This window comes from Klebsiella sp. ZJOU C1, from assembly GCF_035620215.1.
In the GTDB taxonomy this organism is placed as follows: Bacteria; Pseudomonadota; Gammaproteobacteria; order Enterobacterales; family Enterobacteriaceae; genus Klebsiella; species Klebsiella variicola.
Window position 1 is genome coordinate 570967 of the sequence record NZ_CP141644.1, and the last position, 14522, is coordinate 585488.

General features: G+C 55.7%; 7 protein-coding genes, 1 tRNA gene and 3 rRNA genes. 7 read left to right on the forward strand and 4 right to left on the reverse strand.

Annotation, left to right across the window (positions count from 1 at the left end; genetic code table 11):
- The first annotated feature begins 266 nt into the window (after positions 1-266).
- The 6 genes from SPE70_RS02645 (at position 267) to SPE70_RS02670 (ending at position 6556) form a co-directional block, all read left to right on the forward strand.
- Positions 267-1806: ribosomal RNA gene (locus SPE70_RS02645) — 16S ribosomal RNA — on the forward strand.
- 85 nt (positions 1807-1891) lie between these two features.
- Positions 1892-1967, forward strand: a tRNA-Glu gene (locus SPE70_RS02650).
- Positions 1968-2158: 191 nt separating this feature from the next.
- Positions 2159-5065 (forward strand): 23S ribosomal RNA (locus SPE70_RS02655).
- A gap of 96 nt (positions 5066-5161) precedes the next feature.
- A 5S ribosomal RNA gene (gene rrf / locus SPE70_RS02660) occupies positions 5162-5277 on the forward strand.
- The 16S, 23S and 5S rRNA genes sit together here with 1 tRNA gene alongside, the layout of an rRNA operon.
- 362 nt (positions 5278-5639) lie before the next feature.
- Positions 5640-5915, forward strand: coding sequence for a DUF2574 family protein (locus SPE70_RS02665; RefSeq protein ID WP_012542998.1), 276 nt, complete (start codon positions 5640-5642; stop codon positions 5913-5915).
- Between the two features lie 323 nt (positions 5916-6238).
- Positions 6239-6556 carry a hypothetical protein gene (locus SPE70_RS02670; protein WP_012969041.1) on the forward strand — a complete coding sequence of 106 codons (318 nt, stop codon included), beginning with the start codon at positions 6239-6241 and terminating at the stop codon, positions 6554-6556.
- Positions 6557-6596: 40 nt separating this feature from the next.
- Here SPE70_RS02670 and SPE70_RS02675 read toward each other — a convergent pair whose 3' ends face one another.
- From SPE70_RS02675 to SPE70_RS02685, 3 genes are read right to left on the reverse strand one after another with little or no spacing between them, the layout of a single operon-like run.
- The gene (locus SPE70_RS02675) at positions 6597-7721 is read right to left on the reverse strand and encodes an ABC transporter permease (protein ID WP_012542996.1); all 1125 of its coding nucleotides are present in this window, start codon (positions 7719-7721) and stop codon (positions 6597-6599) included.
- Positions 7721-10480: a ribosome-associated ATPase/putative transporter RbbA gene (gene rbbA, locus SPE70_RS02680; RefSeq protein ID WP_063106338.1), complete on the reverse strand. Its 2760-nt coding sequence runs from the start codon at positions 10478-10480 to the stop codon at positions 7721-7723. The genes SPE70_RS02675 and rbbA overlap by 1 nt, the downstream gene beginning before the upstream one ends.
- Positions 10477-11544 (reverse strand): HlyD family secretion protein, encoded by a 1068-nt coding sequence (locus SPE70_RS02685; protein ID WP_008807610.1) that lies wholly within the window; start codon positions 11542-11544, stop codon positions 10477-10479. The genes rbbA and SPE70_RS02685 overlap by 4 nt, the downstream gene beginning before the upstream one ends.
- A 403-nt stretch (positions 11545-11947) precedes the next feature.
- On the opposite strand from SPE70_RS02685, the gene SPE70_RS02690 reads away from it, so the two are divergent.
- Positions 11948-13342, forward strand: coding sequence for a diguanylate cyclase (locus tag SPE70_RS02690; protein WP_012542993.1), 1395 nt, complete (start codon positions 11948-11950; stop codon positions 13340-13342).
- 48 nt (positions 13343-13390) lie between these two features.
- Here SPE70_RS02690 and trpS read toward each other — a convergent pair whose 3' ends face one another.
- Entirely contained in the window at positions 13391-14398 is a 1008-nt protein-coding gene (gene trpS / locus SPE70_RS02695) for a tryptophan--tRNA ligase (protein WP_064170642.1), read from the reverse strand.
- Positions 14399-14522 lie beyond the last annotated feature (124 nt).

Here is a 14522-nt window from a genome sequence, read left to right on the forward strand (position 1 = left end):
AATCACTTCACACAAACAGCCAGTTCGGTTGAAGAGAAAAATCCTGAAATTCAGGGTTGACTCTGAAAGAGGAAAGCGTAATATACGCCACCTCGCGACAGAGCGCTAAAGCGCGTCGCAACTGCTCTTTAACAATTTATCAGACAATCTGTGTGGGCACTCAAAGTGACATGGATTCTTAATGTCTTCGGACAATAAATGAATACCAAGTCTCTGAGTGAACATACGTAATTCATTACGAAGTTTAATTCACGAGCATCAAACTTAAATTGAAGAGTTTGATCATGGCTCAGATTGAACGCTGGCGGCAGGCCTAACACATGCAAGTCGAGCGGTAGCACAGAGAGCTTGCTCTCGGGTGACGAGCGGCGGACGGGTGAGTAATGTCTGGGAAACTGCCTGATGGAGGGGGATAACTACTGGAAACGGTAGCTAATACCGCATAACGTCGCAAGACCAAAGTGGGGGACCTTCGGGCCTCATGCCATCAGATGTGCCCAGATGGGATTAGCTGGTAGGTGGGGTAACGGCTCACCTAGGCGACGATCCCTAGCTGGTCTGAGAGGATGACCAGCCACACTGGAACTGAGACACGGTCCAGACTCCTACGGGAGGCAGCAGTGGGGAATATTGCACAATGGGCGCAAGCCTGATGCAGCCATGCCGCGTGTGTGAAGAAGGCCTTCGGGTTGTAAAGCACTTTCAGCGGGGAGGAAGGCGGTGAGGTTAATAACCTCATCGATTGACGTTACCCGCAGAAGAAGCACCGGCTAACTCCGTGCCAGCAGCCGCGGTAATACGGAGGGTGCAAGCGTTAATCGGAATTACTGGGCGTAAAGCGCACGCAGGCGGTCTGTCAAGTCGGATGTGAAATCCCCGGGCTCAACCTGGGAACTGCATTCGAAACTGGCAGGCTAGAGTCTTGTAGAGGGGGGTAGAATTCCAGGTGTAGCGGTGAAATGCGTAGAGATCTGGAGGAATACCGGTGGCGAAGGCGGCCCCCTGGACAAAGACTGACGCTCAGGTGCGAAAGCGTGGGGAGCAAACAGGATTAGATACCCTGGTAGTCCACGCTGTAAACGATGTCGATTTGGAGGTTGTGCCCTTGAGGCGTGGCTTCCGGAGCTAACGCGTTAAATCGACCGCCTGGGGAGTACGGCCGCAAGGTTAAAACTCAAATGAATTGACGGGGGCCCGCACAAGCGGTGGAGCATGTGGTTTAATTCGATGCAACGCGAAGAACCTTACCTGGTCTTGACATCCACAGAACTTTCCAGAGATGGATTGGTGCCTTCGGGAACTGTGAGACAGGTGCTGCATGGCTGTCGTCAGCTCGTGTTGTGAAATGTTGGGTTAAGTCCCGCAACGAGCGCAACCCTTATCCTTTGTTGCCAGCGGTTCGGCCGGGAACTCAAAGGAGACTGCCAGTGATAAACTGGAGGAAGGTGGGGATGACGTCAAGTCATCATGGCCCTTACGACCAGGGCTACACACGTGCTACAATGGCATATACAAAGAGAAGCGACCTCGCGAGAGCAAGCGGACCTCATAAAGTATGTCGTAGTCCGGATTGGAGTCTGCAACTCGACTCCATGAAGTCGGAATCGCTAGTAATCGTAGATCAGAATGCTACGGTGAATACGTTCCCGGGCCTTGTACACACCGCCCGTCACACCATGGGAGTGGGTTGCAAAAGAAGTAGGTAGCTTAACCTTCGGGAGGGCGCTTACCACTTTGTGATTCATGACTGGGGTGAAGTCGTAACAAGGTAACCGTAGGGGAACCTGCGGTTGGATCACCTCCTTACCTTAAAGAACCTGCCTTTGTAGTGCTCACACAGATTGTCTGATGAAAGTAAAGAAGCAAGGCGTCTTGCGATTGAGACTTCAGTGTCCCCTTCGTCTAGAGGCCCAGGACACCGCCCTTTCACGGCGGTAACAGGGGTTCGAATCCCCTAGGGGACGCCACTTGCTGGTTCGTGAGTGAAAGACGCGTGCCGATGTATCTCAAAACTCATCTTCGGGTGACGTTTGAGATATTTGCTCTTTAAAAATCTGGATCAAGCTGAAAATTGAAACGACACATCTTTAATGGTGTGTTCGAGTCTATCAAATTTTCGCGACACGATGGTGTTTTACGAAACATCTTCGGGTTGTGAGGTTAAGCGACTAAGCGTACACGGTGGATGCCCTGGCAGTCAGAGGCGATGAAGGACGTGCTAATCTGCGAAAAGCGTCGGTAAGGTGATATGAACCGTTACAGCCGGCGATGTCCGAATGGGGAAACCCAGTGCAATTCGTTGCACTATCGTTAACTGAATACATAGGTTAACGAGGCGAACCGGGGGAACTGAAACATCTAAGTACCCCGAGGAAAAGAAATCAACCGAGATTCCCCCAGTAGCGGCGAGCGAACGGGGAGCAGCCCAGAGTCTGAATCAGCTTGTGTGTTAGTGGAACGGTCTGGAAAGTCCGACGGTACAGGGTGATAGTCCCGTACACCAAAATACACAGGTTGTGAACTCGAAGAGTAGGGCGGGACACGTGGTATCCTGTCTGAATATGGGGGGACCATCCTCCAAGGCTAAATACTCCTGACTGACCGATAGTGAACCAGTACCGTGAGGGAAAGGCGAAAAGAACCCCGGCGAGGGGAGTGAAAAAGAACCTGAAACCGTGTACGTACAAGCAGTGGGAGCACCTTCGGGTGTGACTGCGTACCTTTTGTATAATGGGTCAGCGACTTATATTCTGTAGCAAGGTTAACCGTATAGGGGAGCCGCAGGGAAACCGAGTCTTAACTGGGCGTTAAGTTGCAGGGTATAGACCCGAAACCCGGTGATCTAGCCATGGGCAGGTTGAAGGTTGGGTAACACTAACTGGAGGACCGAACCGACTAATGTTGAAAAATTAGCGGATGACTTGTGGCTGGGGGTGAAAGGCCAATCAAACCGGGAGATAGCTGGTTCTCCCCGAAAGCTATTTAGGTAGCGCCTCGTGAACTCATCTTCGGGGGTAGAGCACTGTTTCGGCTAGGGGGTCATCCCGACTTACCAACCCGATGCAAACTACGAATACCGAAGAATGTTATCACGGGAGACACACGGCGGGTGCTAACGTCCGTCGTGAAGAGGGAAACAACCCAGACCGCCAGCTAAGGTCCCAAAGTCATGGTTAAGTGGGAAACGATGTGGGAAGGCACAGACAGCCAGGATGTTGGCTTAGAAGCAGCCATCATTTAAAGAAAGCGTAATAGCTCACTGGTCGAGTCGGCCTGCGCGGAAGATGTAACGGGGCTAAACCATGCACCGAAGCTGCGGCAGCAACGCTTATGCGTTGTTGGGTAGGGGAGCGTTCTGTAAGCCTGCGAAGGTGGCCTGTGAGGGCTGCTGGAGGTATCAGAAGTGCGAATGCTGACATAAGTAACGATAAAGCGGGTGAAAAGCCCGCTCGCCGGAAGACCAAGGGTTCCTGTCCAACGTTAATCGGGGCAGGGTGAGTCGACCCCTAAGGCGAGGCCGAAAGGCGTAGTCGATGGGAAACAGGTTAATATTCCTGTACTTGGTGTTACTGCGAAGGGGGGACGGAGAAGGCTATGTTAGCCGGGCGACGGTTGTCCCGGTTTAAGCATGTAGGCGGAGGATTCCAGGTAAATCCGGTACCTTTTTAACGCTGAGGTGTGATGACGAGGCACTACGGTGCTGAAGTAACAAATGCCCTGCTTCCAGGAAAAGCCTCTAAGCATCAGGTAACATTAAATCGTACCCCAAACCGACACAGGTGGTCAGGTAGAGAATACCAAGGCGCTTGAGAGAACTCGGGTGAAGGAACTAGGCAAAATGGTGCCGTAACTTCGGGAGAAGGCACGCTGGTGTGTAGGTGAAGTCCCTGCGGATGGAGCTGAGACCAGTCGAAGATACCAGCTGGCTGCAACTGTTTATTAAAAACACAGCACTGTGCAAACACGAAAGTGGACGTATACGGTGTGACGCCTGCCCGGTGCCGGAAGGTTAATTGATGGGGTTATCCGTAAGGAGAAGCTCTTGATCGAAGCCCCGGTAAACGGCGGCCGTAACTATAACGGTCCTAAGGTAGCGAAATTCCTTGTCGGGTAAGTTCCGACCTGCACGAATGGCGTAATGATGGCCAGGCTGTCTCCACCCGAGACTCAGTGAAATTGAACTCGCTGTGAAGATGCAGTGTACCCGCGGCAAGACGGAAAGACCCCGTGAACCTTTACTATAGCTTGACACTGAACATTGAGCCTTGATGTGTAGGATAGGTGGGAGGCTTTGAAGCGTGGACGCCAGTCTGCGTGGAGCCAACCTTGAAATACCACCCTTTAATGTTTGATGTTCTAACGTAGGCCCCTGACCGGGGTTGCGGACAGTGTCTGGTGGGTAGTTTGACTGGGGCGGTCTCCTCCCAAAGAGTAACGGAGGAGCACGAAGGTTAGCTAATCCTGGTCGGACATCAGGAGGTTAGTGCAATGGCATAAGCTAGCTTGACTGCGAGCGTGACGGCGCGAGCAGGTGCGAAAGCAGGTCATAGTGATCCGGTGGTTCTGAATGGAAGGGCCATCGCTCAACGGATAAAAGGTACTCCGGGGATAACAGGCTGATACCGCCCAAGAGTTCATATCGACGGCGGTGTTTGGCACCTCGATGTCGGCTCATCACATCCTGGGGCTGAAGTAGGTCCCAAGGGTATGGCTGTTCGCCATTTAAAGTGGTACGCGAGCTGGGTTTAGAACGTCGTGAGACAGTTCGGTCCCTATCTGCCGTGGGCGCTGGAGAATTGAGGGGGGCTGCTCCTAGTACGAGAGGACCGGAGTGGACGCATCACTGGTGTTCGGGTTGTCATGCCAATGGCACTGCCCGGTAGCTAAATGCGGAAGAGATAAGTGCTGAAAGCATCTAAGCACGAAACTTGCCCCGAGATGAGTTCTCCCTGAGACTATAAGTCTCCTGAAGGAACGTTAAAGACGATGACGTTGATAGGCCGGGTGTGTAAGCGCAGCGATGCGTTGAGCTAACCGGTACTAATGAACCGTGAGGCTTAACCTTACAACGCCGAAGCTGTTTTGGCGATTTGAGAGAAGATTTTCAGCTCTGATACAGATTACTCGATGCGTCCGTGAGACGTGTTGAAAACAGAATTTGCCTGGCGGCGATAGCGCGGTGGTCCCACCTGACCCCATGCCGAACTCAGAAGTGAAACGCCGTAGCGCCGATGGTAGTGTGGGGTCTCCCCATGTGAGAGTAGGGAACTGCCAGGCATCAAACAAGTAAAAAGCCCATCCTGCCGGATGGGCTTTTTGCGTTTCAGTGGTCCGGGCAGCGTGCCGGTATGTCTCCCCGGTGGCGCTGCGCTTACCGGGGCTACGGATTCGCACCCGCCCTGCACGACCTGTAGCCCGGACAAGGTGCGCAGCACCGCCTCCGGGGAAACATCCGGCCCGACCGCCGGGTTCGTTAACATCAGCAATACCTATCACATTAATAGGTTATCCTGCAATTGTCCTTACTAATAATATGGATTATATTCCCTGCGTGATGAATCAACGCATCATCTCTCCCGAGGGAGAAAAATAGAAAGCAACTCGCTTATTTCTCATCCTGTTAACTGGTTATAAATTCAATGAAAAAACCGCTAATTGGGATTCTGGCTTTCGCTTATGGACTAAGCTTACCTCTGTTTGCTGCTGATACCGCCACATTAACGCTCTCCGGGCGGGTGGTTTCAGAAACCTGCAGTACCGATATCGTCAATAAACAACCTCAGCAGCGTTGCGGAAAGAATACCTATCTTATTGCTTCGCAAAATAGCGTGACGAATGCTCGCGGCGTGATCACGCGGACGGTGAATTTACCGGATGATGCAAGTCGGAAAATAATTATTAGTAGTTACGATTAATATGATCTCTCTATTTCAGCGCCATTTTATTGTGCCTCGGTAAAATAATGGCGCTGCCTCTTCCTCCCGCAAAATAACGCACTTACGATTCAGAAAAAATATTTCCGTGACTGAATACTTCGCTCCCGGATGTATTGTGCCAAACAGTATGCTTCTTCCCTGTTTTTGTCTTAATGAGCTACATCATTAACACTTTGTTAACTTGATCTGGTTTATATGGCGGAAAATTTGTTATACAAAGGGGGATGATTGCCTGTATGGATGCTGCCCGAAATACCTTGCGAGACATATGCAGGTTATCGGCTGGCAATATGAGAATAGAAATGAAAATCCTGCTTAACTGGTCGCCACTGCGCCAGCTCTTCACTTACATTCAGGAGCGCTTTACCTTTCTGGTGCTGCTCTGCTGGCCAGCGATTATCTGGCTGTTCTGCCGGGTCGGCGTATGGCTTATGGATAACGTTTATGAACTGCTGGGGAAATCACCCGCCCAGTCCTTCACCGTTTATCTGCAGCCGTTTATGACCCCCGGCACGCTGCTGCGCATCTCCATCAGCTGGATTGTCTTATTGTTTATCCTGTTTAGTATGGCGATGGCCTTCACCTGGGGTTTACGTCGCTTTATGAACCGCCACAAATAAATCCCTGGGCCGCCGTAAGTCGACGGCCCTTCTTAAGCCCTTACGCCATCTCGCCAATAGTCTTACGAAAACGCAGCAACGCGATAGTAAAGAACACCCCGCCGATAGCCAGCAAGGTTAAGAACTGCGGCCAGACGATGGCAAAGCTGGCGCCACGGTACAGTATCGCCTGCGCCAGACTGACGAAGTGGGTGGTCGGCATGGTCAACATAATATCCTGTACCAGCTGCGGCATACTTTCCCGCGGCGTGGATCCGCCGGAAAGCATCTGCAGCGGCAGCAGCACCAGAATCATCAGCAGCCCCAGCTGCGGCATCGAGCGGGCGAGGGTGCCCATAAAAATGCCGATTGAGGTCGTGGCGAACAGGCTGAGCGCCACCCCCAGCATAAACAGTGGGATCGACCCCTCAATGGGCACCTGCAAAATCCCCTGCACCATCAGTATCAGCGACAACCCGGAGACCACCAGCACCACCAGGCCCATCGACCAGATCTTGGCCATCATGATTTCAAACGGCGTTACTGGCATCACCAACAAGTGCTCTATGGTGCCATGTTCCCGCTCGCGGATCAGCGCCGAACCGGTGAGGACGATCGCCAGCATGGTGATGTTATTGATGATCGCCATCACCGCGCCAAAGCGCTCCTGCTCAAGGTTAGGGTTAAAACGCATCCTTACCGCCAGCTCTACCGGCAGTACGCTGTTATCCCGATAACGGGCGACAAAGCTGTTGACTTCGCCACTGATAATATTCTGGATATAGCCGTTACCGGTAAAGGCCTGGCTCATTCGCGTGGCGTCAACGTTGACCTGGATTTCCGGCTGCCGACCGGCCAGCACATCGCGCTGGAAGTTAGGCGGGATGTTGATGGCGAAAGTGTAGCGCCCGGCATCCAGCCCGGCGTCCATCTCATCAGCGGTGATCAGCTCCGGCTCGAGAAACCAGGGACGGTAGAAAGCGTTAATAATGCGTGAAGAGAGCTGGGATTTATCCATATCAGCAACCGCGATCGGCGCCAGGTGCAGCGAACCGGGCATCACCGTGGCCGAGGAGTACACCGACACGGTAAACGCAAACACGATCAGCGCCAGCATCGCTTTATCGCCGAGCAGGCTGCGCAGCTCTTTGACGCCAAGATTATAAATATTGCGTAATCCGCGCATCATTCCTCCTGTTTCTTCAGCAGCAGCACGCTCAGCCCGAGCACCAGCGGCACCGCAATCAATAGCGGAATGAACGAGCCCCACAAATCGCTGAGATTCAGCGCTTTGGAGAAGGTGCCGCGAGCGATAGTCAGGAAGTGGCTGGTCGGATAAATTTGCCCGATCCAGCGCCCGGGCCCTTCCAGCGACGCCACCGGATCGATCATCCCGGAGAACTGGGTTGCCGGGATCAGCGTAATGATCGCGGTACCGAAGATGGCGGCGATTTGGCTCTTCATAAAGGTTGAGATCAGCAGCCCCAGACCGGTGGCGATGGTGACATACAGCAGCGCCGCCAGGGTCAGCGTCAGGAAGCTGCCCTTATGCGCGACGCCAAAGATAAAGACCGACAGCGCGCACAGCAGGAAGAAGTTAAACATCCCCAGTACGATGTAAGGCAGCTGCTTGCCGAGCAGGAATTCACTGCGGGTGGTTGGCGTTACGTACAAGTTGATAATCGATCCGAGCTCTTTCTCACGGACTACGCTCAGGGCGCTGAGCATCGCCGGGATCATCATCAGCAGCAGCGGGATCACCGCCGGGACGATGGCCGGCAGGCTCTTCACGTCCGGATTATAGCGATAGCGGGTCTCGATGGAGATGAGCGAGGTATCGCGCTGTGGGCTGCTCTGGCGGCCGGCCATCTCCTGCAGCCAGGCGAGATGCATCGCCTGCACGTAACCGCGCACGGTTTCCGCGCGGTTGGGCATCGCGCCGTCCACCCAGACGCCGATTTGCACCGGTGTGCCGCGGGCGATATCGCGACCAAAGTTCGGCGGGATCTCTATTGCCACCGCCAGTTCGCCGTCACGCATCCGGCGGTCCAGTTCGTCATAGCTGTGCAGTGGCGCCTGCTCGATAAAGTAGCGTGAACCGGCTATGTTCTGCGACCAGCCCTGGCTGCTGAGGGTTTGGTCGCGGTCGAGGACGGCAAAGCGCAGATCCTCAACGTCCATGCTGATCCCATAACCCATGATAAACATCAGGATCACCGTCCCCAGCAGCGCCAGCGTCGATCGCACCGGATCGCGGCGCAGCTCCAGCGCCTCGCGGCGGCTGTAGCTAAACAGGCGGCGCAGGCTGAATGACTGGCGTGGGGACGCGTTCTGCTGGTGTGATACGACAGCAGGCGGTGCGGGCGTGGTAGAGACAGAAACGGTCGGTTGTGCGGCATCCGCCGCTTCCTGCAGCCAGGCGATAAACGCCTCTTCGAGGCTGGCTGAGCCACGTTGCTCAACCAGCGCCTGCGGCGTATCGCTGGCCAGCACCTTGCCGGCGTGCATCAGCGAGATGCGATCGCAGCGTTCCGCCTCATTCATAAAGTGGGTGGAGATAAATATAGTAACGCGATCCTGGCGCGCCAGGTCTACCATCAGCTGCCAGAACATATCGCGCGCCACCGGGTCGACGCCGGAGGTCGGCTCATCGAGGATCAGCATCTCCGGGCGGTGGATGACCGCCACCGCTAACGACAGGCGCTGACGGATCCCCAGCGGCAGATCGGCGGGAAGCGCGTCTTTAACCTCGGTCAGCATAAAGCGCTCGCTCATCTCAGCGACCCGGTGGGCTATTTCGTCGTCCGGGATATGAAACAGGCGGGCGTGCAGCTCGAGGTTTTGCCGAACGCTCAGTTCGCTATAGAGCGAAAAGGCCTGTGACATATAGCCCACCCGCTGGCGGGTGGCGATATCCTTCGGGTCGACCGGCTGGCCGAACAGCCAGGCTTCACCTTCGCTGGCGGGCAGCAGGCCGGTGAGCATCTTCATGGTGGTGGATTTGCCGCAGCCGTTAGATCCAAGGAAGCCAAAGATTTCGCCGCGGGCGATGCGAAAGTTAACGTGGTCGACGGCAACAAAGTTGCCGAAGCGCATGGTCAGGCCGCGCGCTTCGATAGCGATCTCTTCCTCACGGTCGTCGCGCGGCGGGATGATTACCGCCTTATGCGCCTGACGTTGCGCTTCAGGTAGCAGGGCGATAAACGCCTGCTCCAGGGTCTGGCTGCCGGTCTGGGCTTTGAGCTCCGCGGCGCTGCCGGTCGCCAGCACCTCGCCGGCATTCATCGCCACCAGCCAGTCAAAGCGCTCGGCCTCTTCCATGTAGGCGGTAGCCACCAGCACGCTCATCTCCGGCTGGCGCTGGCGAATACTGTCGATAAGCTCCCAGAACTGCGCCCGGGAAAGCGGGTCGACGCCGGTGGTCGGTTCATCGAGGATCAGTAATTGAGGGTCATGGATCAGCGCGCAGCACAGGCCGAGCTTTTGCTTCATCCCACCGGAGAGTTTTCCGGCGGGGCGATCGCGAAACGGCGCCAGCCCGGTGCTCTGCAGCAGCTCGTTGATACGCAGTTCGCGCTCTGCTTTATCGTGACCAAACAGGCGGGCGAAGAAGTCGACGTTTTCATACACCGAGAGGGTGTGATAGAGGTTTTTCCCCAGCCCCTGTGGCATCCACGCGATTTTCGGGCACACGTCGCGGCGGTGATGCACATCACGCATATCGCCGCCAAGCACCATCACGTTACCCTGTCCAATGGCCCGCGCCCCGGCGATCAGCGAGAGCAGGCTCGATTTGCCGACGCCGTCCGGGCCAATCAGACCAACCATACGCCGTGCCGGGATCGCCAGGCTGATATCCCGCAGCGCGATGGTGGCGCCATACTGCTGGCCAACGTTTTCCAGCAGGGCGACGGGGGGCGAGGTATCCTGCGGCGTCAGTTTCATTGCGGCAACCTCACCGTTAGCGCCTCAGGCCAGGGTTGTTGTTTATCCACCCGCACGTAAGCCATGCCGGGCAGGCCGGTTTTGACATATTCCAGATGCTGCGCCAGCAGCTCCGGCGGGATGCGCGCTTTGACGCGGAACATCAGCTTAAGGCGCTCGTCGCTGGTTTCTACCGTTTTCGGCGTGAACTGGGCGACGCTGGCGACAAAGCTGATGTTGGCCGGGATCACCAGATCCGGCGCGGCATCAAGGATCAAGCGCGCTTCGCTGCCGAGCGCCAGCAGGCCAGCCTGTTCGGTTGGCAGAAAGAAGGTCATATAGACATCGGCGAGATCGACCATATTCAGCACCCGGCCACCGGCGGCCAGGACTTCGCCTGGCTCAGCGACGCGATACTGAATGCGGCCATCACGGGGTGCTTTCAGCTCGCTATCGTCAATATCGGCAAGGATCCGCCGTTCGGTCGCCTGGGCGGCTTCGACGCGGGTTTGCGCCTGAATAATGCTGGTGCGGGCAGCTTCGATGGCGGCGCGGGCGGCAGAGACCTGGGCTTTTGCCGATTCCAGCGCCGCGCGGGCACTCTCTGCTGCCGCGCGGTCGTCATCCAGCTGCTGGGCGGAGACGGCGCCGCGCTGCGACAGGGCATTCGAGCGGACATGGCGTTTCGCCGAGGAATCCAGCTCCGCCTGGCGCTGCTTCACCACTGCTTCGCTGGCGCGCATTTCACTCTGCCGCTGATCGAGCAAGGCTCTGGCGGCGAGCACCGCGCTTTCCGCCTCCTTGATTTGTGCGGCGGCTTCAAGACGCTGCTCGTTCAGTACGCGAGTATCCATCCTCGCGAGGACTTCTCCCTGACGCACAAACTGGCCCTCTTTGACCAAAATCGTGTCGATACGCCCGGCGATTTTACTGGCAATATCGACTTCGGTGGCTTCGATTCGGCCGTTGCTACTGGCAAAACCGTCCGGGAGACCTGGCGGGCGCAGCAGCCACCATGCGGCGGCGGCGAGCACCACCAGTAAGCCGACAAGATACCCTGCCCAACGTTTCTTTATTTTGTCCATACGCGACTCGCTTGATTCCCTTTGCTGAGTGGTGCGCGTGTTTCCTCCGCCGAGCGGAGCGTCCTCCTTGCGAGGGACGAAAAGGTGGGGGTAAAGGCCGCTGACGCCGCGCTCTGCCGCGTCGATGCGCAGCCGATCGCTGTGCTACTTATGTGGTCATCATCAGCGATCCAGGCCTTAATGAAACACGCATAGTGAGAGCTACCGTCATCGCGATAGTAACATTCGTGGCGATGTTGTCCATACGAAGTGCATGGTCTTGTCGGTGCGTTAACAGAAATACCAACCGTCAGGATAAAACCGCGAAAACAGGGCGCCTGTTTTGTTATCTGGTTGCCCCCCGGTAACTACGATATGATTCCGCTCCTGGCATTGAGAAACATCCGACGAGTGCTTTAATTTCATGAATGAAGAAAGCCAAAAATATATCGCCGTGATTTTTAAGGAATGGCTACCGCTGTATGACAGCCTGACGCCGGACGTCCGTGCATTACTTAAAAAAATGGCCGATGAGCGATCGTCGATGTTAGCGACCCGCTTTTACGATTTTATTTTTCAGGATCCGGATATCGCCAGGCACCTCTCTTATGAGCTGGTTGAGGAACGTCTGAGCCGCTCTCTGGCGGGATGGGTACAGCAGATCCTGACCTGTGAAAAAGAGGATCTTCAGGCTCTTGCGGAGCGCCAGTATCAGATCGGCAGCATTCATTCGCGGATTGGCATCCCGGCAGAGGCGGTGCTGCGCGGCGCGCGGCAGATAAAATCCGGGCTGGTGGAGGCGATTCGTGACAGCCAGGTCGCGCGGGACACAGGGATAGCGGCTATCCATTACGCGATCATGGCGATGAATATGGCGGTGGAGATGATGTGTCACGCCTATACGCTGTCGCATTATCGGGCTACCAAAAATGAAGAAGCTTTTCGTCTGTACAGCCTGATGGATAACGTCCCGATGGAGTATGGCAAGCAGCAGGCATCGCTTTCGGGTTGGGAAAATAGTGCGATTTTTAATATCGTCAGTGAGAACAGGACGGACCTTAACGCAACGTTATTATCTGAATCCGAATTTGGTTTGTGGTTTCGCCATAAATGCGTTCGCTATTTTAACCACAATCCGCAGATGGGGGAGATTACTGAGTTGATCGGTCAGGTGGATGCGTTGATTACCGAATGGCGTACCGCGGAACAGGATGCTGGTTATAAAAATACTCAGAGCCTGCTGCAAAAGATCCATATCCATTGCCAGCACATCAGCAGCCAGCTGGGAGTGTTATTCAGTAGTCTGTCGCAGATGCAAAATGGCAAAGACGCGCTAACCAGCCTGCTTAACCGTCGCTATCTGCCTGTGGTGCTCAAGCATGAAGTCACCCTGGCGATTGAGTATGACCTGCCGCTGACGGTAGCGATTATCGATATTGATTTCTTTAAAGAGATCAATGACAAATGGGGCCATATGGTCGGCGACCGCGCCATTAAGCACGTAGCCGATCTGCTCAGCGATAATATTCGCTCCAGCGACTATCTCTTCCGCTACGGCGGCGAGGAGTTTCTGCTGGTGCTGGTGGAGACCCGCGCGGCAGAGGCTTTCCCTCTCCTTGAACGTCTGCGCAAAAAGATTGGCCAGCTGGCGTTTAACGTTGGCGGCGACACGCAGATCCCCATCACCGCCAGCATTGGCTTTGCCGCCCACACCGGTCACCCCGATTACAACCTGCTGCTGCGCGACGCCGATAACGCGCTGTATGCCGCCAAGCGCGAGGGGCGCAACTGCGTGAAGATGCACAAAGGCGGGGGATAAAACCGCAGCCCCGGTAAGCGTAGCGCGACCTGGGAAGGGCTCTGAAACTCAGAACAGCACCGGCAGCCCCAGCCCGCGCTTCACCTCATGCAGCGTCTGCTGCGTGAGCTGGTGGGCACGTTCGCTGCCCTGGCGCAGCAGCTCAAGCAGCATCCCTTTATCCTGAATATAGGTAGCCCGGCGTTCGCGGATCGGCGCCAGTAGTTCCTGCAAGCAGGTTTCCAGTTCATTCTTACACTGGCGATCGCCCAGCCCGCCGCGCTGATAGTGGGCTTTCATCTCTGCCACCAGCGCCTTATCGCTATGGAAAGCGTCGAGATAGGTGAACACCACGTTGCCGTCGACATGTCCCGGATCGCTGACTCTCAGGTGCGTCGGGTCGGTATACATCGCGCTGACCGCGCGGTGGATCTCCTCTTCACTGGCCGATAACGTCAGCGTATTGCCCAGCGATTTCGACATTTTAGCATTACCGTCGACGCCCGGCAGGCGGCTCACTTCGCTGAGTAGCGCCTTGCAGTGGCGCAGCACCGGCTCGCCGGTGAGGCTATTCATCTTGTGGACGATCTCGTTGGTCTGCTCAATCATCGGTAGCTGATCGTCACCCACCGGCACCAGCTCGGCCTTGAAGGCGGTGATATCGGCCGCCTGGCTAATCGGATAGGCAAGAAAGCCCACTGGCAGCGAACGGGCGAATCCCTTTTGGGCAATCTCATTTTTGACCGTCGGATTACGTTCCACGCGGGCGACGGTGACGATATTCATATACAGCGCGCTGAGCTCCGCCAGCGCGGGCAGAGCGGACTGCAGGCAAATAGTGGTGAGCCTGGGGTCGATGCCGACGGCCAGATAATCGGCCATGACTTCGAGGATATGGTGGCTGATTTTTTGCGGGTTGCTGCCGTTATCGGTGAGCCCTTGCAGGTCGGCGATCAGGATAAACTGCTGGTGGTCGTGCTGCAGCGCGACGCGCTGGCGTAGCGAGCCGACGTAGTGGCCAAGGTGCAGCTGGCCGGTCGGGCGGTCGCCGGTGAGGATGATTTGTGGATGGTTCATCAGGGACTCCTTATCAGACTGTTCAGCCGAAAGACGTCCTGAAAACACCAAAGCCGCCTTCCGGCGGCTTTGAAAATGGAAACGTGTATCGTGCCGCCTGTTATGCAGGCAGCCACCAACGACG

Bases quoted from the DNA above. Each gene is read 5' to 3' on its own strand.
- SPE70_RS02670 (WP_012969041.1), top strand. From the start codon at position 6,239: ATGAAAATCCTGCTTAACTGGTCGCCACTGCGCCAGCTCTTCACTTAC.
- SPE70_RS02690 (WP_012542993.1), top strand. From the start codon at position 11,948: ATGAATGAAGAAAGCCAAAAATATATCGCCGTGATTTTTAAGGAATGG.
- rbbA (WP_063106338.1), bottom strand. From the start codon at position 10,480: ATGAAACTGACGCCGCAGGATACCTCGCCCCCCGTCGCCCTGCTGGAA.
- SPE70_RS02675 (WP_012542996.1), bottom strand. From the start codon at position 7,721: ATGCGCGGATTACGCAATATTTATAATCTTGGCGTCAAAGAGCTGCGC.
- SPE70_RS02665 (WP_012542998.1), top strand. From the start codon at position 5,640: ATGAAAAAACCGCTAATTGGGATTCTGGCTTTCGCTTATGGACTAAGC.
- trpS (WP_064170642.1), bottom strand. From the start codon at position 14,398: ATGAACCATCCACAAATCATCCTCACCGGCGACCGCCCGACCGGCCAG.
- SPE70_RS02685 (WP_008807610.1), bottom strand. From the start codon at position 11,544: ATGGACAAAATAAAGAAACGTTGGGCAGGGTATCTTGTCGGCTTACTG.